The organism is Pseudomonas azerbaijanoccidentalis (genome assembly GCF_019145495.1).
In the GTDB taxonomy this organism is placed as follows: domain Bacteria; phylum Pseudomonadota; class Gammaproteobacteria; order Pseudomonadales; family Pseudomonadaceae; genus Aquipseudomonas; species Aquipseudomonas azerbaijanoccidentalis.
This window is the reverse complement of record NZ_JAHSTU010000004.1, coordinates 49,741-73,501: the sequence shown is the minus strand read 5'-3', so window position 1 is coordinate 73,501 and position 23,761 is coordinate 49,741. Positions and strand designations below refer to the sequence as shown.

Below are 23,761 nucleotides of genomic sequence, written 5' to 3'. Positions count from 1 at the left end.
TTCCGAACCGTCTCGCGGTAAAACGCACGCCCCACGCCTGATTCTTTTGGTGTGGGGCGTTTTTTTTGTGGCCGGGTTTTGCCAACGGCGAATTCGGCTTGAGCGTTACCTGCATCAATGTCTTTCTAGAGGGCGTCGGCAAGGAGTGTCGATGCCAATGCTGCTGTGGCTTTGCGGAGTTGGCTTTGAGTTCTATACCACTCAGTGGTATGTTTTTAGAAAAGGGATGCGAATGTCACCAAGGCTGTTCAAGACAAAACGCTTTGCAATGCAGGCCGCGAAGGCCTGGATGGGTGATGATGAGCTTCGGGAAGCATTCACTGAAATGCTCAACGGCCAAGCTGACAATCTCGGTGGTGGGGTTTGGAAGAAACGTTTGAACGCCAACCGTCATCGATCGATTGTTTTGGCCAAAAGGGGGCCGTCACTGGATTTATCAGTTCCTGTACGCGAAGAAGGATCAGGCCAATATCAGCCAGGCTGAGCTAATCGGGTTTCGAAAAATGGCAAAAACGTACGAGAGGCTGACAGCGATGCAGGTTCAGTGCCTGCTGGATACGAAGGAGTTTATGGAGATAACTAATGAGTAAGAAATTCAAAAGCGAGGCGTTCGAATCAATCCACGAATCAGCCAGCGCTTTGTATGCCATCGGAGCCATCAGCAAAGCGACCATGCGCGAGTTCGATGAGTCGTGCCTTGCGACTGTCCCTGACGCAATCGCAGCAGAAGAGATCAAGGCATTGCGCGAGCGCAACAATGTCAGTCAGCCGGTGTTCGCGCGATACCTGAACACCAGCGCCTCCACGGTCAAACAGTGGGAAGCCGGGGCTAAGCACCCCAGCGGGATGGCGTTGAAGCTGCTGAGCATCGTTCAGAAACACGGCCTGGAGATACTGGCCTGAAGAGTCGGGCTGAACCCTGACCAACGGCAAAGGTCGATTAGCTGTAGGGCTCGCACGAGCCCGCATCAATCAGGAGCTGCTCCATGGACTTTATTCGCATCATCATCGCCATTCTGTTGCCACCGCTGGGTGTGTTTCTGCAAGTGGGGTTTGGCGGGGCGTTCTGGCTGAATATCTTGCTGACGTTATGCGGTTACATTCCCGGGATCGTGCACGCTGTGTACATCATCGCCAAGCGTTGAGTTTTACGGCAGCAGATCCATCACCCGCCGATAAAACAACCACTCCTGCTCCAGCGCATGGGCCTGGTGGGTAGCCTTGCGGAAACCATGGCGTTCGTCCGCGTAGTAATGCGCTTCCACCAGGATGCCGTTGCGCTTCAGGGCGTTGACCATGTCGCGGGTCTGTTGCGGCACGACCACGGCATCCAGTTCCCCTTGGAAAAAGATCACCGGCACACGAATGTTGCCCGCATGCAGTAACGGCGTTCTAGCGGCATAGCGCTCGACGTCTTGCACGGGGTCGCCGATCAGCCAATCGAGGTAGTCGCCCTCGAACTTGTGGGTTGCCCGACCCAATGCCACTGGATCGCTAACGCCATACAGACTGGCGCCGGCGCGGAACACGTCATGGAACGCCAGCGCACTCAGCGTGGTGTAACCCCCCGCGCTGCCGCCACGAATGAACGCTTTGTCGCCATCGATCAAGCCACGATCAGCGAGATGGCTGACCACCGCGCAGGCATCTTCGACATCCACTTCACCCCAACTCAAATGCAGGGCCTGACGGTAGGCGCGGCCATAGCCGCTGCTGCCGCGATAGTTGAGGTCCGCCACGGCGAAACCGTGTTGTGCCCAGTATTGAATGCGCGGGTCGAGCATCGGGTAGCACGCCGATGTCGGGCCGCCGTGGATGAATACCACCAGCGGCGGTTTAGCCTCGCCGGTCATCGCCGGGTAGAAGAAACCGTGGGCTTCACCCGAGCCACTTGGATAACGCAAGGTTTGCGGACGACTGATCTGCTCGGCGGGCAACGGTGCAATACCGCCCGCCAGCACGTTGACTTGCCGAGACTGGCGATCGATAGCGATTACCGCGGCTGAGCTGACCGGCGACGCGGCGATGCAGTAAATAAACTGCTCATCCACGGCCAGATGACGGAAGCGGCTATAGCCGCCGGTAAAGTCCTCACTGGATTGCCCGACGATGCCCAACCGGCCGAAACCACCCTCAGTCCAGCTCGCCAGATAGGTGTCTTCGCTCAGTGGTAACCACGTGCAGCCGCCGAGCTGCCAAGGTGCCGGACCATGGTCCGCAGTTGCGCTCGGCAATGGGGTCAGACCGTTTTGCGTTTGCACCCACGGCTGCCAATAACCGCCACGATCAGTCAGGCAAAACAAACGGCCGTCGTTATCAAATCGGGGTTGCTGCAGGGATTCTTGAGCTCCGTCCCCGGCGACGCAATCGGCGGGGCCGAACTCGCCATTGCGTTGGCGCTCGGCAACCATCAATCGGGTTGCGGTCCATGGCTGATCCGGGCGGCTCCACTCGATCCAGGCCAGTCGACTCGAGTCCGGGCTGAGCGTCGGTGCCGCGTAAAAGTCGGCGCCTTCAGCCAGCAGATGCCGTTCGCCATCGGCCAGATCGATGGCCACCAAGCGGTGTTCATTGTGATTTTCTTCAACCGCCAGCACCTGACCATTGGCGAACTGCAAATCGCCGTAGCGGCACACGCCGGATGTCAGCATTTGCGGCGTGTCGCCCTGCAGCGATTGACGATACAGCTGCTGGTCCGCCTCGTTGACGAAGATAATCCCGTCGTCCGTCAGACAGAACGCACCGCCGCCGTATTCGTACACTCGACTACGCACGCTGAAGCCCGGTGGCGTCAGGCATTTCGCTGATCCATCAAGCCAATGCCAGATCCGGCACGCGGCGTCCTGCGGACGGTATTCGTTCCAGAACAAACCGTGTGGGCCGACTTGCAGCTCGGCGAAATCGATGCCGGCCGCAACGGCGTTGGCAGCGCTTAAAGGTTCAGCTTTTGGCGATGAGGCGTGAGTTTCGTTCATTGCGAAAGGCCAGTTGTTCGATGGTCTGGGTCGCGTGCTCGGCTTCTTCGCGAGCATTGAGGATCACGCCGTGATGTTCGGACTTGCTGCACACAGGGTCGGCATTGCTCGCGTCGCCGGTGAGCATGAAGGCCTGACAACGGCAGCCGCCGAAGTCTTTTTCTTTCTCGTCGCACGAGCGGCAGGGCTCGGGCATCCAGTCATAACCACGGAAACGGTTGAAGCCGAACGAGTCATACCAGATGTGTTGCATGCTGTGGTCGCGCACATTGGGAAACTGTACCGGCATCTGTCGGGCACCGTGACACGGCAGTGCGGTTCCGTCCGGTGTGACTGTCAGAAAGATACTGCCCCAGCCATTCATGCAGGCTTTCGGGCGTTCTTCGTAATAGTCCGGCGTGACGAAAATCAGTTTGCACGGATGGCCTTCGGCTTCGAGCTTGGCCCGGTATTCGTTGGTGATGCGTTCGGCGCGCACCAGTTGCTCTTTGGTTGGCAACAGGCCAACGCGATTGAGCTGCGCCCAGCCGTAAAACTGGCAGGTGGCGAGTTCGACGAAGTCCGCTTCCAGCGCGATGCACAACTCAATGATGCGGTCGATTTTGTCGATGTTGTGCCGATGGGTGACGAAGTTCAGCACCATCGGATAACCGTGGGCCTTCACCGCACGAGCCATTTCCAGTTTCTGTGCGAAGGCCTTTTTTGAACCGGCCAACAGGTTATTCACCTGCTCGTCGCTGGCCTGGAAACTGATCTGGATGTGATCGAGCCCGGCCTTCTTGAAGTCGCTGATTTTCTGCTCGGTCAGGCCGATGCCGGAAGTGATCAGGTTGGTGTAGAAACCCAGCTTGCGGGCCTCGGCGATCAGTTCGGCGAGGTCCTGGCGCACCAACGGTTCGCCGCCGGAAAAGCCCAGTTGCGCAGCGCCCATCTCCCGCGCTTCGCGAAACACCTTGATCCACTGTTCGGTGCTGAGCTCTTTGCCTTGCTCGGCAAAGTCCAGTGGATTGGAGCAATACGGGCATTGCAGCGGGCAGCGATACGTCAGCTCGGCGAGCAGCCACAGCGGCAGGCCGATTTCCGGTTTGGGCGGTACTTGCACCGATGAATCAGGCAAGTTCGATCCAGTGCTGCGCACGGGCAACCTCCATGAATTGCTCGACGTCTTCACCGAGCTCAGGCACGCCGGGGAACTGCTGGTCGAGTTCGGCGATGATCGCCGCGACATCACGCTCACCATCAATCAAACCGCCGATCAATGCGGCGCTTTCATTGAGTTTAATCATACCTTCGGGGTACAGCAGCACATGGCCTTTCTGCGCCGGTTCGTACTGGAAGCGGTAGCCCGGACGCCAGTTCGGCGTCTTGCTGCGATCGAAACTCATAAGGTGATTCCTTTGTGCCAGACCCGTTCCCCGGTCACGCTGTGATACGGCGGGCGTTTCAGTTCGTAGGCCATGCTCATGGCATCGAGCATGCTCCAAAGAATGTCCAGTTTGAACTGGAGAATTTCCAGCATGCGGTCTTGGCCTTCCCGGGTTTTGTAATGCTCAAGCGTGATCGCCAAACCATGCTCGACATCACGCCGCGCCTGACCCAGGCGCGTGCGGAAATACTCGTAGCCGGCCGGGTCGATCCACGGGTAATGCTGGGGCCAGCTGTCCAGGCGCGACTGGTGGATCTGCGGCGCAAACAGTTCGGTCAGCGAGCTGCTGGCGGCTTCTTGCCAGCTGGCGCGGCGGGCGAAGTTGACGTAGGCATCGACGGCGAAACGCACGCCGGGCAGCACCAGTTCCTGGGAGCGCAGTTGATCCGGGTCCAGGCCAACGGCTTGGCCCAGGCGCAACCAGGCTTCGATACCGCCATCTTCACCGGGGGCGCCGTCATGGTCGAGCAAGCGTTGAATCCACTCGCGACGGATCTCGCGGTCCGGGCAGTTGGCCAGAATGGCCGCGTCCTTCAGGGGGATGTTCACCTGATAGTAGAAACGGTTGGCGACCCAGCCCTGGATCTGCTCGCGGCTTGCGCGGCCTTCATACATCGCCACGTGATAGGGGTGATGGATGTGGTAGTAGGCGCCTTTGGCCCGTAGCGCGGCTTCGAATTCGGCGGGGGACATTGGGGTGTCAGTCATTTCTTTTCTCCGGGTAGGACCGGTGGATTCTTCATCGCCTGGGCTGGCCTCATCGCTAGCAGGCTAGCTCCCACAACCCCTGTGGGAGCTAGCCTGCTAGCGATAGACCGCACAGCGGTCTCAATTGCCTACAGCACAATACTCATGCCGTCATACGCCACTTCAACCTGACGTCGATCCAGCTCCGCGCGCTGTGGCGAATCCTCATCGAGGATCGGGTTGGTGTTGTTGATGTGGATAAGTACTTTGCGCGGGTCGGGCAACTGCTCAAAGACCTCAAGCATACCGCCAGGCCCGCTCTGCGCCAGGTGGCCCATCTCGCGACCCGTACGCGTGCCCACACCGCGACGCTGCATTTCATCGTCATCCCACAGGGTGCCGTCCACCAGCAGGCAATCGCTGCCGGCCATGATTTCCAGCAACGGCGCATCGACCTTGCCCAGGCCCGGTGCGTAGAACAGTTTGCCGCCGGTGTTCAGGTCTTCGACGATCAGCCCGATGTTGTCACCCGGATGTGGATCGAAGCGGTGCGGCGAGTAAGGCGGCGCGGCGCTGCGCAGTGGCAGCGGAGTAAAGCGCAGGTTCGGACAGGCCGGCACGCTGAAGCTCTGATCGAGCTCGATGCGGTTCCAAGTCAGCCCGCCATTCCAGTGGTTCAACATGGTGAACAGCGGAAAACCGCTGCTCAGATCCTCGTGGACCATGTCGGTGCACCAGACCTGATGCGGGCAACCTTCACGCAACATGAGCAGCCCGGTGGTGTGGTCGATCTGGCTGTCCATCAGGATGATCGCGCTGATCCCGGTATCACGCAGTGCGCGGCCCGGTTGCATCGGGGCGAAGCTCTGGAGCTGGGCGCGGATGTCCGGGGAGGTGTTGCACAGCACCCAGTTCACGCCGTCATCGGAAATCGCGATGGACGATTGCGTCCGCGCCTTGGCCCGCAGGCTGCCGTCGCGAAAACCTGCGCAGTTCACGCAGTTGCAGTTCCACTGGGGGAAACCGCCGCCGGCAGCGGAACCTAGAATCTGGACAAACATGGGCGCTCCATCATTTCAACGCTGAAAATAAAACGCCTCGGATATCCGAGGCGTTGTGCTGCTCATCTGCCAGGGCAGAGATTAGCGGCTTGCGAAGTACATGGTGACTTCAAAGCCGATACGCAGGTCGGTGTAAGCCGGTTTGGTCCAGGCCATAAATTGAACTCCTTCAGGTAGGGTGGGACAGCGCTATCTATAGGTATAGTCCACCTCAGGTCAGAGATGTTCCAAATAGTTAGGCTGCTATGTTACTCAAAATTTCAAAGAGATTGCCCGTGAAACTTTGAGAAAGCTCGTTGCAGCCCCGGTAATGATCATTTTGTCGCTTGCCAAGGTGCACTAGGTGCAGGGCTGTTAGCCAGGCAGCGCCAGCCGCCTTCGGCCTGATTCAATCGCTGTGCGGCGCCGAGCAGTTCGGCTCGGCTGACCCGCAGGATCGCCTCGGGCAATTGCATCAGATAATCCGACGAGCGGCCCGCCAGTTTGCCCTGCCAAAGCAGTTCTGCCGCCTGAAGGGAGGGCAATGCAGCGCTGGAAAACTGCTCGGCCAAGGTCTGGCGCTGGGCGATAAGCGAGCTGTCATCGATGGCGTCGATCAACGTGGGCAATTCGCTGAGGAACTGCTCAACGTGTTGCAGCAGGTTTTCCGGCGCCACGCTGGGCGATTGCACGCCGAACAGCAACCCGGTTTGCCCGTGAGTCTGGCGCAGGGCGCTGAACACTGCGTAACCGAGTTGCAACTCCACCCGCAGGCGCTGGTAGAACGGCATCTGACAGACGTGGGCGAGTAAACGCCACGCGGCTTCGTCAGCCAATTCTTCAGAGGGCGTAGGGCAGAACAGCAGGAGCGCGTGCTCGCTGGAGCCGATATCGATTTGGCTCCACAGGCGTTGCGAATGGAGCGTGAGCGAAGGACTCGATTGAGTGTCCGGTGTGCCGGGGACGCGGCTTAAGGCCAGGCCCATGGCCGCTTGCGTCTGAGCCGATAAGCCGATGGCGAGCCCATCCCATCGTGCACTCGACCAGAGTTGCTGCACGTCATCCGAGTAAGCTGTTCGCCCAAGGCAATGATCGGGCAATGCCTTGAGCAGTTGGCGAATCGGTATCAACGCGACGTTTGTCTGCTCGGACTGTGAAACAGAGGCATCAGGCTTTGTCAGCTCTTTCAGCGCATGCTCCAGGACGGTGGGCATCGGCTCTTGTAGCCCGGTCAATTTCAGCAGCCACTCATTGCCCGACGCACTGAAGGAAAAATCCACACCGGCCTGACGCGCATCTTCGCGCAACGGTTGCAGGTCACTTTCCAGGCGTGATTGCAGGCGGCTGCCGGGCGTTGAGCCCAGGCGCCAGCGCAAATAAATCGCACCCTCCGCGCCGGTGTCCGGCAATGCTTGGCTGAATTGCATAGGTGACCGTTCGCGACGGCTGCGCGAGCGGTCCTGGGCAAAGGTGCGCAGGCCACGGTGGGCGCTGGTCTGGCCGCGAATCAGCCCGGCGTTGGATGCCGGTGCTTCGGCGCGCAAAAACGGATTGGGTGCTGGCAAATGCCATGGACCGCTGAAGTTATCCACAGCGCCAATTTTCCTGAGGATGTTCTGGAGGGCTGTAACACCCTGTGCAGACAGCCCCATTTCGCGTTGTTCGCTGTCCAGTCGAGCCAGTTGCAGAGCGCTACTGACGTGTTGCTGACGCTGGAGCACCGCGGCGTATTCTTCGCGCAGCCTGTTCCAGTCTTGTTGGGCGAAGAAGCTCAGCCAATCCGTGAGCCGTTCAGGGATCTCGCTCGCTGATGCATCAGTGGGCAAAGTGAATTCGATGTGCAGCAAGGCTTGCCCGGCGAACTGATACAGCGGATCTGCCTTGAGCTTTTCGGCCAGACCGCGCTCGCGTAAATCCGCCAGCAAACCGCCCGGTTTGTCGGTATTCAGCCAGTGGCACAGGAAGCCGAGTGCTTCGGCGGAGCAGTCAGGCAACGCTTCGAGGGCAAACAGCAAATTCAACCGGCGCTCGCCAGCCTGTTGATAACTTACGATTGGGGTCGCCATCAACGGGACCGGAGATGGCTGCGGGGCCTTTTCACCGACGGCAATGACACGGGCAAAAGTCTCGGCCAAATCCCTTAATTCATCGACGCTCTGCGGGCCGGCCAAACTCAAGGTCATCTGCCCAGCTCGGTAAAACCGCTGATGAAAATCCTTCAACGCTTGCTGAAACTCGGGTTGTTGCAATGGCAGGCTGTCGCGATTGCCGGCATGGAAACCCCGCAGTGGATGAGCCTCGGACAGCCCATCAAACAACGCCATTTGCTGTTGCGCCGTCGGATCTTGCGACCAAGCGACAAATTCCGCGTGCAGCACTTCCCGTTCCCGCTGTTGATCGTCCGGATTCATACGCGGGTGCGCGAGCATGTCTGACAGACGCTGCAACCCTCCGGCGAATGCCGGGGTTGGCAACTCGAAAAAGTAGTCGGTGGTCCGTTCGCTGGTCCGGGCATTCACCTGTCCGCCATGGCTCTGAACGTAAGCCATCAACCCTTGGCCTGCGGGAAAACGCTCAGTGCCCAGAAACAGTAGATGCTCAAGAAAATGCGCCAGTCCCGGCCACGCCAGCGGCACATCATGGCTGCCTGCGGCAACCCGCAACGCCGCTGCGCAACGCTTTAAATTTGGGGCATGTCGCAGCGTCACCCGCAAGCCATTGGCCAGGGTTTCAGTGTGGGGGCGAAGAGGATTCAGCGCGGGCATGGGCACTTCCAGAACAGTGAAGTGCCAATGCTAGCGGATATCGGTGGATCAGCGCTTGTTCAGTGCGCTGTAGAGTTCCGGGCGACGATCAAGCAAATAACGATTGGCGGCACGAGAGTCGGCCATCAACTGACGATCCAACTCGCCGACAATCAGCGCCTCATCAAGGCCGGCCTGGGCGATGCGGCTGCCATCCGGCGCGGCGATGCTGCTTTGGCCGCAGTAGTGAATATCGCCTTCGCTTGCGCAGTAATTGGCGTAGGCCACGTAGCACTGGTTTTCGAAGGCGCGAGAGCGGACGGTGACATCAGCGACAAAATCAAACGGAATCATGTTTGCCGTCGGTGCCAGGATCAGCTCGGCACCCTCGAGGGCCAGGCGTCGGGCGTTTTCCGGAAACTCCAGGTCGTAGCAGATCAGAAACCCTAGCTTCCAGCCGTTAAGTTCAACCACAGGGAAATCGTTGCTACCGGCGCTGAACATCGATCGGTCGAGATCGCCAAACAAGTGCGTTTTGCGGTAGTTGCAGATGCGCTCGCCATTGGCGTCAATCAACTGCACAGCGTTGTAGATCTGTCCGTCCTCGGTGCGCTCGGGGTAGCCATACAAAATGGCGATCCCGGCGGCCCGGGCAATGCGCGCGACCTGTTGCGCCGACTCACCGTTGTGCACTTCCGCCAACACGCTGACGGCATCGACGCCGATGTTGTAGCCGGTCAGGAACATCTCCGGCAGCACCAGCAAATCGGCGCCTTTGGCTTCCAGCGCCAACTGGTGCAGGCGTTGCAGGTTGCCGGCGACATCCAGCGGCAACGGTGGGCATTGGTAAAGGGCTACGCGCATTTCGGAATCCTCTTACTCGGGCAGGGCGATCGGTCCGATCTCGTTGAACACATCTCCTGGACCCGGATTCTCGGCGTGAGTTGCACCGCCGAAGTGTTTCATGATGCCCCACACCGCGTTGAGCGAGGTCTGCACTGCGCCTTCAACCCAGGCTGGCGTCCACGAAACGTCGTCGCCCGCGATGAAGATACCGCGCTGTTCGGCCGGCATGTCGTCCTGCATGAAGTGCGCGTACATGCGTTGGTTGTACCGGTAGTGGCCGGGCAGGGCGCCCTTGAAGGCCCCGAGGAAATGCGGATCGGCCTCCCAAGACACGGTGATCGGATCGCCGATGATGCGCGCGGCGATGTCGACTTTCGGGTAGATCTTCTTCAACGCATCCAGTGCCAGTTTCACCCGTTTTTCCACCGGGTGCGGCAGCATCTTCAGTGCATCACTCATCCATGAGTACGACAGGCAAATTACCCCCGGCTTGTCATCGCCGTTGTCGAACAGATAAGTGCCACGGGTCAGGCGATCGGTGAGGGTCATGCTCATCAGGTCTCGGCCGGTTTCCGGATCTTTGTCCTTCCAGAACGGGCGGTCGACCATCACGAAAGTCTTCGACGACTGCATGTAACGGGTGCGGTCCAACGCCATCCACATTTTTTGCGAGAACAGGGTTTCGTCGCATTCGATCTGGGTGGTCAGCAGCCAGCTCTGGCAAGTGGTCAGCACAGCGGCGTATTCGCGGGTGTCGCCGTTGTTGTCGGTGACCGCAAAACGGCCATCGGGGGCGTGAGCGATTTTCTTCACGCCGGAACGTGGCGCCCCCCGGTGCAGCGACTTGAGACTGGTGCCTTGCGGCCAGTGCACGCAACGATCCGGTACATGGCGCCAGATGCCCTGAGGCACTTGTTCCACGCCGCCCACTACCAGGTGCTGGTGATCGTCACAGTTGGTCATGACAACGCGGAAGATTTCCAGCATGGAGTTGGGGAAGTCCGAATCCCAGCCGCCCGTACCGAAACCGACCTGGCCGAACACTTCGCGGTGATGGAACGACAGTTTGGCGAACGCTTTGGAAGTGGCGACGAAGTCATAGAAGGTGCGGTCGTCCCACAGCGGCACCAAGGTGTTCCACAATTCTTTGAGGCGTGGCACGTCACGGTCGCGAATGGCTTGCTGGATATCCGAGAACTGCGAGCCAGCTTCCAGGGCATCAGCCCAGGCGTCGGCCACTTCTTGGAACAGTGCAGGAAGATCCGCCAGTTTCTGTGCGTAGTGGGTTTTACCTTCCAGGTCGATGACGGTGCTGCCAGAGGCGGGTGTCAGCGGGTTGGGGAAGGGTTTTGTCTCAAGACCCAACTTGTCGACATAGTGATAGAACGCGGTGGATGACACCGGAAAGCGCATGCCACCCAACTCGGCAACGATGCCATCGGTACCGTTGAACGCCTGGGAACGCAGACGGCCACCCATTTTCGAAGCTTCGTAGACCACAGGCTTGAGGCCAAGCTTCATCAGCTCGTAAGCGGCCACCAACCCAGCGATACCGGCACCGACAATCGCCACTTCGGCCCCATGATTGTGCTCGGGAATACTGCCCAGTCCGGCCGGGTGTTCGATCCAGTCGTCGAAGCCGAAAGGAAAGTCAGGGCCGAAAATAGTGACTGGTTTCTTACCGTCTGCAGGATGGCGATTGTTCTTGTTCATGGCTGACCTTGCTGGCGACCCGACGCGGAATGCGCATCTGAGTATAGGAAAAGATGCCAGCCATTCTAGAGAGCACAGAACACGTTAATAAGACGCAAAGTGTCGTCGTTTTGCCATTTTATTGGTCGATATGACGATAAAGCGATGCACATTGCCTACTGTGGGAGCGGGCTTGCCCGCGAAGAGGCCCGACCAATCACTGAAAGTTCATCGGATTGACACTTAAACCGGCTGCCCCCGATCAATCTTGCTGCTCAAGATGATCGACGTCGTGGTCTTCTCAACCCCATCCACACTGCCAATTTGATCCAGCAACTGGTCCAGCTGCTCCGGTGAATCGGTGCGCAACCACGCCACATAATCAAATTCGCCACTTACCGCACACAACTGCTGCACCTGCGCCATCGCACTCAGGCGGCGCAACACCTCCTTGCCGGAGCGCGGCTGCACCGTAATCCCCACATACGCCTGCAACCCGCCATCCACCACACGCTGGCCGAGACGCACGCCGTAACCGGTGATCACTTTGGCTTTTTCCAGCCGCGCCAGGCGCGAAGTCACCGTGGTACGGGCGATGCCCAGTTTCCGGGCCAGCATGGCCACGCTCTCACGGGCGTTGATCTGCAGGGCCGCAATCAACTGGCGGTCAATTTCATCGAGAGTGGGTGGGCGAGTGTCTGGCAAAGCGGCTTCTCCAGCGGCATGGCTCAATGCGCAAGCATGTTACAGGCAGTTTCTGCACGACGCTCGCAGCGGATACTTGGTCTAGCCTTACTACCGTTCAGGAGATTTCTGCCTGCGACAAATTGCCATAAGTAACTATGTAGTACATTATTCCGCCCTTGTCACAAATGGGGAAAAATTCCGACATGAATAATTCTGGGGCTGCCGCCGGCAGCAAATGGCTGCTGGCGGGGCTGGGTGTGCTGATTGCACTGATCGGGCTTGGCCTGGTCGGCGGTGGTGGTTATCTGATCGCGCTTGGCGGGAGTTGGTACTTCCTGCTGATGGGCCTGGCGATGCTGGTGTCCGGGTTGATGATTGCCCGTCGCAAGCCGCTCGGCGCCTGGCTGTATGGCGTAGCGCTGATCCTCACTGCCATCTGGGCCGTGTGGGATGCGGGTCTCGAATACTGGCCGCTGGTTTCGCGGGTGCTGACCTTTGCTGTAATCGGTCTGGTCGTCGCGTTGATCTACCCGACCCTGGTCCGCGCTTCGGGCGCGAGCGGCGGTCGTGGCGCCTACGGTTTGGCAGGCATTCTGGGTGTTGGCGTCGTGGCGACAATGGCCTACATGTTCGTGCCGACCCACGTGGTTGAAAACACCACCGTGCCTGCGGTAACGCCGGTTACCCCGGGCACCGAGCAGAAAGACTGGGCGCATTGGGGCAACACCACCGCCGGCAATCGCTTTGCCGCGCTGGACCAGATAAACAAAGGCAATATCGACAAGTTGCAGGTCGCGTGGACCTTCCGCACCGGCGACATCCCGCAAAGCACCGGCGCTGGCGCCGAAGACCAGAACACCCCGCTGCAAATCGGCGACACGGTCTACACCTGCACCGCCTACGGCAAAGTCTTCGCCCTGGATGTCGACACCGGCACCCAACGCTGGAAGTTCGATCCGCAAGGCACCGCGCCTAACTGGCAGCGCTGCCGTGGCCTGGGCTATTCCGAAACCCCGGTGTCTTCGGACAGTCAGCCAACTGCCTGTGCGAAACGTCTGTTTCTGCCGACCGGCGATGCGCGCTTGATCGCGATCAATGCCGAAACCGGCAAGCCCTGCGAAGAGTTCGGTAACAAGGGTACCGTTGACCTGACCACCGACATGGGCGAAGTGAAGCCCGGTTACTATCAACAAACCTCGACCCCGCTGGTTGCAGGGGACGTAGTGATCGTCGGCGGCCGCGTTGCCGATAACTACTCCACCGGTGAGCCGCCGGGCGTGGTCCGTGCCTACGATGTGCGCAGCGGTGAACTGGTCTGGGCGTGGGATCCGGGCAACCCGAACACCACCAAACGCCCACCGGCTGGTGAGACCTATACCCGTGGCACGCCGAACGTGTGGTCGGCCATGTCCTACGACGCCAAACTCGGTCTGGTCTACCTGCCAACCGGCAATGCGACGCCTGACTTCTTCGGCGGTCAGCGCACCGAGATGGACAACAAGTGGAACTCGTCCGTCGTTGCCATCGACGTGAAGACCGGCCAGGTACGCTGGCACTTCCAGACCACCCACAACGACCTGTGGGACTTCGACCTGCCGGCCCAACCGCTGCTGTACGACGTGCCGGACGACAAAGGCGGTACCCAGCCCGCGCTGGCGCAAGTCACCAAGCAAGGTGAGATCTTCCTGCTCAACCGTGAAACCGGCGTGCCGATCGCTCGCGTTGAAGAGCGCCCCGTGCCGCAGGGCCATGTGCCCGGCGAACACTACTCGCCGACCCAGCCGTTCTCGGTGGACATGCCGTCAATCGGCAACAAAACCCTGACCGAATCCGACATGTGGGGCGCCACACCGTTCGACCAGTTGATGTGCCGCATCCAGTTCAAAGGCATGCGCCACGAAGGCGTCTACACCCCGCCGGGCATGGACCGCGCCTTGCAATTTCCCGGCTCGTTGGGCGGTATGAACTGGGGCAGCGTCTCGGTCGACCCGAACACGAACTACATGTTCGTCAACGACATGCGCCTGGGCCTGGCCAACTACATGATCCCGCGCGACAAGATCGGCGCCGGGGCCAGCGGTATCGAAATGGGTGTGGTGCCGCAGGAAGGCACACCGTTCGGCGCCATGCGCGAGCGCTTCCTGTCGGCGGTGGGCATTCCGTGCCAGAAGCCACCGTTCGGCACCATGTCGGCCATCGACCTCAAAACCCACAAACTGATGTGGCAAGTCCCGGTCGGCACCGTGCAAGACACCGGCCCGATGGGGATCCGCATGCACCTGCCGATCCCGATCGGCATGCCGACCCTCGGCGCATCGCTGGCCACCCAGTCGGGCCTGCTGTTCTTCGCCGGCACCCAGGACTTCTACCTGCGCGCCTTCGATACCGGCAACGGCAACGAAATCTGGAAATCGCGTTTGCCGGTGGGCAGCCAGTCCGGGCCGATGACTTACGTTTCACCGAAAACCGGCAAGCAGTACATCCTGCTGACGGTAGGCGGTGCACGCCAGTCGCCGGATCGTGGGGATTATGTAATCGCCTACGCTTTGCCCAAGTAAGGGCTGAAGCTTGAGTCAGAAAGCCGCGCCATTGCGCGGCTTTTTGTTGGGCGCAAGAACCTGTATGGAAATCGGCTAGGATTGAGGTAGTCGAGGTCGCGAGGTGAAGGACATGAAAACCAAGCTTCCTGCTGCTGTACGGGACCGTGCCTTGCAGATCGCCCATCACGAAATGGGTCACTATGTGGTTGCCCGCGCGCTGGGATTTGAAACGGGCGGAGTGACCCTGACAGTGACCATGGACCTGCGGCATCGAGGCGGGGCGTCCATTTCCTTGGTGCGCCCCATTTCGTCGATAGACACCCTCAAGGACTATTTGCAAGCGCGGATCATGGTGCTCATGGCCGGCGCCATGGCCCAGACACTGCCTTCAAAACCATCAGCCGCCAAACGCGTCGATAAGCCCAAAGCCACAGCCATCCTCAAAGGTGAACTGGGGGCGGAGCAGGATTACGCAAAAATCAGAGAGCTTCAGCAATTGCTGCGCAACCTCGCCTATCCAGAGACCGACGCGTCATCTGAACGCATATCGGCGCAACTCAACACGATGACGGATCGGCTGTGGGATCGGACGCAAAAAATCATCGAGGAGCAGGCGGGGACGATTGGTGAATTGGCTGTGATGCTAGTGGATGGCATGGTCATCGTGGAGCAGTGGGGAAGGCCGGCGGATACGTATGAAGTCATGTGTGCGGGGCCGATGCTGGAGCGGTTGCGGGCGGTGCAGGCCATCCCTTCGTTACAGGCTTGGACTGATCGCTGCAGCGATGTCGAAAGGTCGAGGCGTTAATTGCTCGTGAGCATAGCGTCTTGCACCAGAAGCGACAGTGCATCAGTCGCCGCTAACACTAGGCGTCCCACGCACAGCCGTCATAACTCAGGATCAAAAAATACAAGCAATCGTGAGGCGGACACTGTTGCGGCTAGAATTCGACGGGTTTCCGAGCCCGATCACTGAATGGTCAGCGACGTCCAAAGACTATCCCGTCAAAAACGCGCACCAAGGCGGCAAAGTGCCCAACCGCAAGATTCGGAGTTTGCATACAAGGTCCTACGGCGTCATCCGATAAAGCGAGACGTTAAGTAAACAAAACCAAACGCCAGGCACGAAAAAGCCGCGCAAAAAGCGCGGCTTTCTTGTTTGGTGGGCCCACACGGACTTGAACCGTGGACCAAAGGATTATGAGTCCTCTGCTCTAACCAACTGAGCTATAGGCCCTCAGTAGGTCGCGGATTATAACGACGGTTTGGCGGCTGTGCTATCCGAAAAATCCAATACGGTTGTACGAAGAAACGTCGCGGCAAATTCGTCGGGGGGTAGGGGCAGGCTGACGATGTAGCCCTGGATTTGTTCGCAGCCTTCTGCGGCGAGGAATTGTTGTTGTGCCTGGGTCTCGACCCCTTCGGCGATCACGGTGAATTGCATGCTGCGGCCGAGGGCGATGATGGCGCGGACGATGGCGGCGTCGTGGGGGTCATCTGGCAGGCCGCGGACGAAGGACTGGTCGATCTTGAGGATGTCCAGCGGCAGGCGTTTGAGGTAACTCAATGACGAGTAGCCGGTACCGAAGTCGTCGATCGCCAGTTGCACGCCGAGGTGTTTGAGCTGATGCAGCACGGTCAAGGCTTCCTCGGCCTGGCTCATGATGAAGTTTTCGGTGATTTCCAGTTGCAGGAAATCGGGTTTGAGGCGGTAGTCCTTGAGCAACTGTTCGATGCGTCCGAGCAGGTTCGGTTGGCGCAGTTGCGCGCCGGCGAGGTTGACCGACAGTGGGCCGAGCCCCTCGTAGGATTTATTCCATTCGTGCATCTGCCGGCAGGCGGTTTCCAGCACCCAATCGCCGATCTGCAGGATCATGCCGTTTTCTTCGGCCAGGGAAATGAAGTGTTCCGGCGGCACGTCGCCAAAGGTCGGGTGGCGCCAGCGGATCAGCGCTTCAGCGCCGACCAGGCGATAGTCTTCGAGGCTGATTTTCGGTTGGTAATAGAGGTGCAGTTCATTGCGTTCGATAGCACGGCGCAGTTCATGCTCAAGCGCCACACGTTCGCTGGCCTGGGCGGTGAGGTCGCGGGTGTAGCTTTCGACCCGGTTACGACCTTTGGCCTTGGAGCGGTACATCGCGGCGTCGGCGTTCTTGATCAGCGTGGCCACGTCGCAGCCGTCCTGTGGATAAAGACTGGTGCCGATGCTGGAACTGATAAAGAACTCGTGTTCGCCTGCCTGGAACGGCGCGGTGAAGCAGTTGAGCAGCTTGGTGGCGATGTTGTCGGCGTCGCTGGGTTGCTGCAGGCCGGGCAGGAGGATGATGAATTCGTCGCCGCCCAGACGCGCGACGGTGTCGATATCGCGCAGCTGTTCCTTGAGGCGAACCGCAATGCCCTTGAGCAAAAGGTCGCCGACCGGGTGGCCGAGGCTGTCGTTGATGTGTTTGAAACGGTCGAGGTCGAGGAACAGGACGGCGCCCTGGCCACCGTTTTCTTTCTGGCTGTTGAGCGCGGCCAGCAAGCGGCTTTCGAACAGCGTGCGGTTGGGCAGACCGGTCAGCGGGTCGTGGTGGGCCTGGTAGTCGAGTTTGGCCTGGGCGTGTTTGAGGCTGGAAATGTCGGCGAACACGGCCACGAAATGGGTGATGAACTTGTCGCGGTTGCGCACGGCGCTGATGGTCAACCAACTCGGGTAGAGCTCACCATTTTTGCGCCGGTTGGAAATCTCGCCTTGCCAGTGACCCTCGGCCGTCAATTGGTGCCACATCGCGGCGTAGAACGCACTGTCATGCAGGCCAGAGGCGAGCAGACGTGGCGTGTGACCCAATGCTTCGCTTTCGCTGTAGCCGGTGATTTCCGTGAATGCGCGGTTGACCGCGCTGATGTGTTGCTGGGTATCGGTGATCAACACGCCTTCGGCGGTGCTCTCGAATACGGTAGCGGCCTGTTGCAGTTTTTCCTGCATCAGGTGGCGCTCAGTGATGTCGCGGGCGATGGTCAGCATGCAGTCTTCGTCGCCAATCGGCAGTGGGCGGCTCGACACCTCGCACAGACGGATCTGCCCGTCGCTGCGGCGGATATGGCAACTGAAGTCGCGGACGAAACCGTCACGGTGCAGCAGGTCGAGCATCTGTTTGCGTTCGTTGAGGTTGACCCAGATCCCTAGATCCAGGGCCGAGCGATCCACCGACATCGCACTGTTGAAGCCGGTAATGCGACTGAAACCTTCGTTGACTTCGATCAGCAGACCGTCGCTCTGCCGGGACAGCAGCAAACCGTCTGGAGAGGCGTGGAAAGCCTTGGCGAATTTCTCTTCGGAGGTTTGCAGTTGCTGTTGGGTTTCTTTGAGTTGGGTGATGTCGCGCACGACCACCACCAGTGCCGGGGTGGTATCGAGGTCGAACGGTTCGGCGGAGATCAGGCCGGTAAACACCTGGCCATTGCTACGGCGAAAGGGCATTTCCAGATTGCGAATACTTCCAGCCTGCAAGCGTTGCAATAAGCCCGGCCCGACACCGGGAATGCCCCAGATGTTGAGATCGGTGGCGGTCTGTCCAATGACGTCTTCGGCACGTAGGCCGATCTGTTCTTCGAAGGCCTCGTTGACCTCCAGCAGGCAACCGTCGGAGAGCCGTGCGATGACCAGAATGTCCGGGCATTGCTGGAACACCGAAGCGAATTTTTGCTCCGACAGACGTAGCGCCTCTTCAGTGCGCTTGGCCTCGCTGATGTCGATCATCAGCCCGCGCATCACCGGCTCATGCCCGTGCTCGATCAAGCTGACAATGTCACGCACCCACAGGCACCGCCCGTCAGCGGTGATCACGCGGTAATCGAGGCTGTGATCGCGTCCGGCCAACACTTCGTGATCGCAAAAGCTCTGCGCCCGGATGAGATCGGCGGGGTGAATGATGTTGCGCCAGAAACCCGGAATCAACCAATGGGAAAGAGGGTAGCCGAGCAGGTCTTCCGCGTGAGGCGACACATAGCTGTAAGTGAAATCGCTCATCCGCGCTTCCCAGGCGATCGCCGACAAGCTTTCCACCAAACCGCGATAGTGATACTCGCTGCTGCGCAGTTCCTGTTCCAGGTCGACTCGCCGGGCAATTTCCGAACTCAGCCGGCGGTTGATCCGGATCACCACCGCCAGCACGGTGATCAGCAGCAATAAGCCGGGCAGGCCATAGATCAGCAGGTCGGACCAAAACGTACGGTGATCGAGGACGTTGCCGACCCATTGTTCCTGAATGGCGCTGATCTCGGAAGGCGACATGTCGGCCAGGACTTTGTCGAGGATGCCGACCAGCATCTTGTTGTCGCGTGGAACGCCCATTGCCAGTTGATAGCGATAGGGTGTTTCGCCGCTGACGTAGAGCCCGTCGAGTTTCAGCTGGCGCAGGCTCCATACGCTGGAGGCGAGATCGCCCACCACGGCGTCCACTTCATCGGTGGCCAATGCCTGCAAGGCCGAGCTGACGTTGGGCATGGCCACCAGGTTCAGGTCCGGGTGGTGAGTGCGCAACAGTTCGTGGGGCGCATAGTTTTCCACTACGGCGATTTTCAGCCCGTACAGGTCTTCGAGCTTGCGGGGCTGGGCACCGCCGACGTGAGCCAGGATGACAATCGGAAAATCCAGGTAGGGGCGGGTGAACGACAGGAAAGCCTGGCGTTCCGGCGTCGACATGATGCCTGGCAAGAGGTCGAGCTTGCCTTGCTTGGCCTGATCGAGCACAACCGTCCAGCTGACCGGTTCGATAGGCGTCAGTTTGACGGCCAATCGCTGGCGAATCACGTTGATATAGTCAGCCGCAAGGCCCTGATACCGCCCCTCGTCGTCGCGAAACTCGAAGGGGGGCCAGGACGCATCGACACCCAGTCGCAAGTCCGGGTGGGCCGCAAGCCAGCTACGTTCTTCGTCGGTTAGAGTCAGCGCGCCAGCCGTTGCGGTCCAGGTCATCAGCGACAGCATAAAAAGCACGGTCGGCAGTCTGGGCATAACGGTCTCGTTATGGCTCTGGGGAATGTTTCGAGTGTAGACGGGCTATGGAGCGGAGGGGGCGTGCGGAGATATTAATCTGCCATAAAACAAAACCCCCGGCCTGGGCCGGGGGTTCTGGTATCACTCGTCGAGGAAGGAGCGCAGATGCTCGCTTCTCGTCGGGTGGCGCAGCTTGCGCAGCGCCTTGGCTTCGATCTGACGAATCCGTTCACGGGTCACGTCGAACTGCTTACCAACCTCCTCAAGGGTGTGGTCGGTATTCATGTCGATACCGAAGCGCATGCGCAGTACCTTGGCTTCACGGGCAGTGAGACCGGACAGCACTTCGCGAGTCGCTTCTTTAAGGCTCTCAACAGTGGCAACATCGATTGGCGACTGCATGGTCGAGTCTTCGATGAAGTCACCCAGATGGGAGTCTTCGTCATCACCGATCGGGGTTTCCATGGAGATCGGCTCTTTAGCGATCTTCAATACCTTGCGGATCTTGTCCTCAGGCATTTCCATGCGTTCGCCCAGCTCTTCCGGGGTCGGTTCGCGACCCATTTCCTGCAACATCTGGCGGGAAATACGGTTGAGCTTGTTGATCGTCTCGATCATGTGCACCGGAATACGAATGGTGCGGGCCTGGTCGGCGATCGAGCGAGTGATCGCCTGACGGATCCACCAGGTGGCATAAGTCGAGAATTTGTAGCCGCGGCGGTATTCGAACTTGTCTACCGCTTTCATCAAACCGATGTTGCCTTCCTGGATCAGATCGAGGAACTGCAGGCCACGGTTGGTGTACTTCTTGGAGATGGAGATCACCAGACGCAAGTTCGCTTCAACCATCTCTTTCTTCGCGCGGCGGGCCTTGGCCTCACCGATCGACATGCGACGGTTGATGTCCTTGATCTCGGCGATCGTCAGACCGGTTTCGGTCTCCAGCGCGGTCAGCTTCTGCTGGCAACGAATGATGTCCGGTTGCAGACGACCAATGGCTTCAGCGTATTTGCTTTTGCCTTTGGCCAGTGCATCGGTCCAGCTTTCGTCGACTTCGTTGCCTGGGAACTGGCGCAGGAAGTCGGCACGCGGCATGCGCGCATCACGAACGCAGAGCTGCATGATTGCACGCTCTTGCTGACGCAGACGATCCAGGGCACTGCGAACACGCTCGACCAGGCCTTCGAATTGCTTCGGCACCAGTTTGATCGGCATGAACAGCTCAGCCAGGACCAACAGTTCAGCAATAGCTGCCTTGTTGTTGCGACCGTGCTTTTTCAGCGCCTTGCGGGTGATTTCCATCTGATCGGCAACGGCGCCAAAGCGCTGTGCAGCGATGACCGGATCCGGACCGCTTTCAGCTTCTTCTTCGTCATCCGAAGCTTCGGCGTCATCGTCATCGGTATCGTCGTCCGCTTTCACGGCTTTCGGATCGATTGGCGGTGGCACTTCGGCGGCAGGCGGCGCAATGCCGTCGTCCGGGTCGATGTAACCGCTCAGGACGTCGGACAGGCGACCACCTTCGGAGGTGACACGGGTGTACTCGGAGAGGATATGGTCAACCGTGCCAGGGAAGTGCGCGATTGCGCTCATCACTTCGCGGATGCCCTCTTCAATACGTTTGGCGATTTCGATTTCGCCTTCACGCGTGAGGAGCTCTACCGTACCCATTTCGCGCATATACATGCGCACCGGGTCGGTGGTGCGACCAATGTCGGTCTCGACCGCTGCCAACGCAGCAGCTGCCTCTTCGGCCGCGGCTTCGTCGGTATCGGCGTCGGCCAGCATAAGGGAATCCTTATCTGGCGCAACCTCGAATACGTTGATCCCCATGTCGTTGATCATGCGGATGATGTCTTCCACCTGTTCCGGATCTGAAATATCCTCCGGCAGGTGGTCGTTGACCTCCGCGTAAGTCAGGTAGCCCTGCTCACGACCAAGTGTGATCAACTCTTTGATACGAGACTGCTGTTGCGCTTTTCCGGACATAACACCCTATCCACTGAAGGTCTTGGCGGGCAAAAAACAAGCCGAGGATTATACCTGAGCTATGACCTCACGCGCCAGTTGAGGTCGGGTTTGGTACAGCCATATTGCGTTTTAATAGGTCGCGCATCTGATTTGCGATCTGATTTGCTTCCTCGGCAGTCAATCCTGGCTGCTTCGCTTTCCTGATGAGTTCTTCCAGGCTATCGGTGTGTTGACCCGCTGATAACCTAGTAATGGTGTCTAAAAACTGTTGTTCAAGGTTGTCGCCCTGAATCAGCCATTCCTTTTCTGCCAGGGCCTTGAGCAAGCGACCCTGTTCCGTGCCATGCCAACGGGCCATGAGCTGAATTGAGTTTAGCTTAGGATTTTTTTGCACCGCCTCGATGAGAGCTACCAGCAATTGCGCGTAGGTGTTGCTCTCATTGGCGAAATGGTTGGCGGTTTCTACCTTGCCAGCCAGTTGCGGATGGTGAATCAGCGTGCGCAGTGCAATCAGCGTAGGGGCCTCGACAGCAATCGGTTTGCGCGGAGGTTGATCGCGATCCCCGCCCCGCTTGCCGTTCTTGTCCCACGGTTTCTTGTCCCATTTCTTGCCGCCGGCGCCGGGTTTCTTCGGCGTCCATTCTTGTTGCGGCACATACATTTCTTGCGATTGCGGCTGATGATAGTCGCTGAAATCGGGCATCGCGTCGTAATCGAAGCCGGGGTCGTAGGCCGGAGGCGCTTCCTGTGGAGCGCTTTGAGCCAGTTGACTCACTGCTTCGCCGCTCAGTCCGGTGATTTCGCTCAAGCGTTGACGCATCAGGATGCGCAGGTTGGCGCCAGGCACTTTGTCGATCAGCGGCGCTGCGAGGGTGGCCATGTGGGCCTTGCCTTCCAGCGAGCGCGGGTCTGATTCTTCAGTGAGTTGCTGGAAGAAGTAGTCGGCCAGCGGCTGTGCGTGCTGATTGATGCGTGCACGGAAGGCGTCAGTGCCTTCAGCGCGGATCAGGGTATCCGGGTCTTCGCCTTCGGGCAGGAACAGAAAGCGCGCGCGGCGGCCGTCCTGCAAGCTCGACAATGTGGCTTCGAGGGCGCGCCAGGCGGCGTTGCGGCCGGCCTGGTCGCCGTCAAAACAAAACAGTACGTTTGGCACGACGCGAAACAGTCGTTTCATGTGCTCTTCGCTGGTGGCGGTACCCAGCGTCGCGACGGCGTTGCGCAGGCCTTGCTGGGCCAGGGCAATCACGTCCATGTAGCCTTCGACGACGATGATTTCGTCGAGGTTGCGGTTGTTTTTGCGCGCCTCATACAGGCCGTAAAGCTCCTGGCCTTTATGGAACACCGGGGTTTCCGGGGAGTTCAGGTATTTCGGCTTGTCATCGCCCAGGACCCGGCCACCAAACGCAATGATGCGCCCGCGGCTGTCGCGGATCGGGAACATGACCCGGTCACGGAAGCGATCGTAGCGCTTGCCGGTTTCGGCGTTCTCGATCAGCAGGCCGGCATCGATCATGACTTTTTGTTGCAGGGTATCGCTGCTCAAGTGTTTGAACAGGTTGTCCCAGCCTGGCGGAGCAAAGCCCAGGCCAAAATCACGGGCGATTTCGCCGGTCAGGCCGCGGCCTTTCAAATAATCCACGGCAGCTTTGCGCGATGGATGGCTTTTCAGGGCCTGGCGATAGAAGTCGGCGGCAGCGGTGAGCAGCGCATACAGTGGCGAATCGGTCGGTTGCCGCGGCTTGTGCGGGCGGCCGCTTTCTTCGCGGGGGATTTCCATGCCGGCGGCTTTGGCCAGTTCTTCGACGGCCTGGACGAAATCCAGGTTGTCGTGGTCCATGATGAAGCCGAGGGCATTGCCACCAGCGCCGCAGCCGAAGCAGTAATAGAACTGCTTGTCGGGGCTGACGCTGAAGGACGGTGTTTTTTCCTTGTGGAACGGGCAGCAGGCGGTGTGGTTCTTGCCGGCTTTTTTCAGTTGCAGGCGCGAGCTGACCACATCGACGATGTCGGTGCGGTTCAGAAGGTCGTCAATGAAGCTCTGGGGAATTAGCCCGGCCATGGCGTTCTCGTCATCTGCGCTTAAAGGTGCCCGAAACGAAGGGCGGCCAAACGCGGGTCATTGTTTGAGGCGCGCAGGGTGTGCGGCTCGACCAGTGTCGTCTGCGTAATCGC

17 protein-coding genes, 1 tRNA gene and 1 pseudogene are annotated in these 23,761 nt (G+C 59.3%); 5 read left to right on the top strand and 14 right to left on the bottom strand.

The features are described 5' to 3' along the window. Nucleotides 1-232: 232 nt before the first annotated feature. From KVG88_RS14530 to KVG88_RS14520, 3 genes and pseudogenes are all read left to right on the top strand, one after another. Nucleotides 233-590 (top strand): annotated as a pseudogene (locus KVG88_RS14530) (type II toxin-antitoxin system RelE/ParE family toxin). Beyond that, entirely contained in the window at nt 583-903 is a 321-nt protein-coding gene (locus KVG88_RS14525; protein WP_150703858.1) for a helix-turn-helix domain-containing protein, read from the top strand. The pseudogene KVG88_RS14530 and the gene KVG88_RS14525 overlap by 8 nt, the downstream one beginning before the upstream one ends. Before the next feature lie 83 nt (nt 904-986). Then, nucleotides 987-1,145, top strand: coding sequence for a YqaE/Pmp3 family membrane protein (locus KVG88_RS14520; protein ID WP_003228885.1), 159 nt, complete (start codon nt 987-989; stop codon nt 1,143-1,145). A 3-nt stretch (nt 1,146-1,148) separates the two neighbouring features. Here the strand turns inward: KVG88_RS14520 and KVG88_RS14515 are convergent, their stop codons facing one another. From KVG88_RS14515 to KVG88_RS14470, 10 genes are all read right to left on the bottom strand, one after another. Then, on the bottom strand, nt 1,149-2,975 hold the full coding sequence (locus KVG88_RS14515) for a S9 family peptidase (RefSeq protein ID WP_217871875.1): 1,827 nt from the start codon (nt 2,973-2,975) through the stop codon (nt 1,149-1,151). Next, nucleotides 2,941-4,077: a pyrroloquinoline quinone biosynthesis protein PqqE gene (gene pqqE, locus KVG88_RS14510; protein ID WP_437179949.1), complete on the bottom strand. Its 1,137-nt coding sequence runs from the start codon at nt 4,075-4,077 to the stop codon at nt 2,941-2,943. The genes KVG88_RS14515 and pqqE overlap by 35 nt, the downstream gene beginning before the upstream one ends. Nucleotides 4,078-4,084: 7 nt before the next feature. After that, complete coding sequence (gene pqqD / locus KVG88_RS14505) at nt 4,085-4,360, bottom strand: pyrroloquinoline quinone biosynthesis peptide chaperone PqqD (protein WP_150703855.1); 276 nt, start codon at nt 4,358-4,360, stop codon at nt 4,085-4,087. Further along, the gene (pqqC, locus tag KVG88_RS14500; protein ID WP_150703854.1) at nt 4,357-5,109 is read right to left on the bottom strand and encodes a pyrroloquinoline-quinone synthase PqqC; all 753 of its coding nucleotides are present in this window, start codon (nt 5,107-5,109) and stop codon (nt 4,357-4,359) included. The genes pqqD and pqqC overlap by 4 nt, the downstream gene beginning before the upstream one ends. A gap of 128 nt (nt 5,110-5,237) precedes the next feature. After that, entirely contained in the window at nt 5,238-6,149 is a 912-nt protein-coding gene (gene pqqB, locus KVG88_RS14495; RefSeq protein ID WP_217871873.1) for a pyrroloquinoline quinone biosynthesis protein PqqB, read from the bottom strand. Between the two features lie 81 nt (nt 6,150-6,230). Then, the gene (pqqA, locus tag KVG88_RS14490) at nt 6,231-6,305 is read right to left on the bottom strand and encodes a pyrroloquinoline quinone precursor peptide PqqA (protein WP_003444522.1); all 75 of its coding nucleotides are present in this window, start codon (nt 6,303-6,305) and stop codon (nt 6,231-6,233) included. Between the two features lie 158 nt (nt 6,306-6,463). Next, nucleotides 6,464-8,893 carry a pyrroloquinoline quinone biosynthesis protein PqqF gene (gene pqqF / locus KVG88_RS14485; protein ID WP_217871872.1) on the bottom strand — a complete coding sequence of 810 codons (2,430 nt, stop codon included), beginning with the start codon at nt 8,891-8,893 and terminating at the stop codon, nt 6,464-6,466. Nucleotides 8,894-8,941: 48 nt separating this feature from the next. After that, the gene (locus KVG88_RS14480) at nt 8,942-9,736 is read right to left on the bottom strand and encodes a carbon-nitrogen hydrolase family protein (protein ID WP_217871871.1); all 795 of its coding nucleotides are present in this window, start codon (nt 9,734-9,736) and stop codon (nt 8,942-8,944) included. 12 nt (nt 9,737-9,748) lie between these two features. After that, nucleotides 9,749-11,431 (bottom strand): flavin monoamine oxidase family protein, encoded by a 1,683-nt coding sequence (locus tag KVG88_RS14475; protein WP_150703850.1) that lies wholly within the window; start codon nt 11,429-11,431, stop codon nt 9,749-9,751. Between the two features lie 222 nt (nt 11,432-11,653). After that, complete coding sequence (locus KVG88_RS14470) at nt 11,654-12,115, bottom strand: Lrp/AsnC family transcriptional regulator (protein ID WP_217871870.1); 462 nt, start codon at nt 12,113-12,115, stop codon at nt 11,654-11,656. Between the two features lie 185 nt (nt 12,116-12,300). Here KVG88_RS14470 and KVG88_RS14465 point away from each other — a divergent pair, with 185 nt between their 5' ends. Together KVG88_RS14465 and KVG88_RS14460 are read left to right on the top strand one after the other, a co-directional pair. After that, entirely contained in the window at nt 12,301-14,655 is a 2,355-nt protein-coding gene (locus KVG88_RS14465) for a glucose/quinate/shikimate family membrane-bound PQQ-dependent dehydrogenase (RefSeq protein ID WP_217871869.1), read from the top strand. A 112-nt stretch (nt 14,656-14,767) separates the two neighbouring features. Beyond that, nucleotides 14,768-15,445 (top strand): zinc metalloprotease, encoded by a 678-nt coding sequence (locus KVG88_RS14460; protein ID WP_217871868.1) that lies wholly within the window; start codon nt 14,768-14,770, stop codon nt 15,443-15,445. A 352-nt stretch (nt 15,446-15,797) separates the two neighbouring features. Here the strand turns inward: KVG88_RS14460 and KVG88_RS14455 are convergent. From KVG88_RS14455 to dnaG, 4 genes are all read right to left on the bottom strand, one after another. Further along, nucleotides 15,798-15,874, bottom strand: a tRNA-Ile gene (locus tag KVG88_RS14455). A gap of 15 nt (nt 15,875-15,889) precedes the next feature. Further along, nucleotides 15,890-19,636, bottom strand: a complete 3,747-nt coding sequence (locus KVG88_RS14450; protein WP_150703846.1) for a bifunctional diguanylate cyclase/phosphodiesterase — start codon at nt 19,634-19,636, stop codon at nt 15,890-15,892. Nucleotides 19,637-19,759: 123 nt separating this feature from the next. After that, on the bottom strand, nt 19,760-21,607 hold the full coding sequence (rpoD, locus tag KVG88_RS14445) for an RNA polymerase sigma factor RpoD (RefSeq protein WP_217871867.1): 1,848 nt from the start codon (nt 21,605-21,607) through the stop codon (nt 19,760-19,762). A 67-nt stretch (nt 21,608-21,674) separates the two neighbouring features. Then, entirely contained in the window at nt 21,675-23,648 is a 1,974-nt protein-coding gene (gene dnaG / locus KVG88_RS14440; protein WP_217871866.1) for a DNA primase, read from the bottom strand. Nucleotides 23,649-23,761: the final 113 nt, after the last annotated feature.